The sequence below is a fragment of the Vibrio sp. UCD-FRSSP16_30 genome, from assembly GCF_001676025.1.
GTDB lineage: Bacteria > Pseudomonadota > Gammaproteobacteria > Enterobacterales > Vibrionaceae > Vibrio.
The window spans coordinates 1-818 of the sequence record NZ_LZFW01000067.1; the positions used below are offsets into that span (position 1 = coordinate 1).

An 818-nucleotide genomic window follows, 5' to 3' on the forward strand; every position below is an offset into this window, starting at 1 on the left:
ATTTTAAGTGAAATCGAGTAAGGCGGGACACGTGATATCCTGTTTGAACATGGGGGGACCATCCTCCAAGGCTAAATACTACTGACTGACCGATAGTGAACCAGTACCGTGAGGGAAAGGCGAAAAGAACCCCTGTGAGGGGAGTGAAATAGAACCTGAAACCGTGTACGTACAAGCAGTAGGAGCCTCTTCGTGGGGTGACTGCGTACCTTTTGTATAATGGGTCAGCGACTTAATTTTAGTAGCAAGGTTAACCGTATAGGGGAGCCGTAGGGAAACCGAGTCTTAACTGGGCGTCGAGTTGCTAGGATTAGACCCGAAACCAGGTGATCTAGCCATGGGCAGGTTGAAGGTTGAGTAACATCAACTGGAGGACCGAACCGACTAATGTTGAAAAATTAGCGGATGACTTGTGGCTAGGGGTGAAAGGCCAATCAAACCTGGAGATAGCTGGTTCTCCCCGAAAGCTATTTAGGTAGCGCCTCGGACGAATACCAATGGGGGTAGAGCACTGTTAAGGCTAGGGGGTCATCCCGACTTACCAACCCTTTGCAAACTCCGAATACCATTGAGTACTATCCGGGAGACACACGGCGGGTGCTAACGTCCGTCGTGGAGAGGGAAACAACCCAGACCGCCAGCTAAGGTCCCAAAGTATAGCTAAGTGGGAAACGATGTGGGAAGGCTCAGACAGCCAGGATGTTGGCTTAGAAGCAGCCATCATTTAAAGAAAGCGTAATAGCTCACTGGTCGAGTCGGCCTGCGCGGAAGATGTAACGGGGCTAAGCTATACACCGAAGCTGCGGCTACGTACTTTT

Annotated in this window: 1 rRNA gene; it reads left to right on the forward strand. The window is 50.5% G+C overall.

What is annotated here, in order from left to right:
* Positions 1-818: ribosomal RNA gene (locus A9260_RS14290) — 23S ribosomal RNA — on the forward strand; the annotation flags it as partial.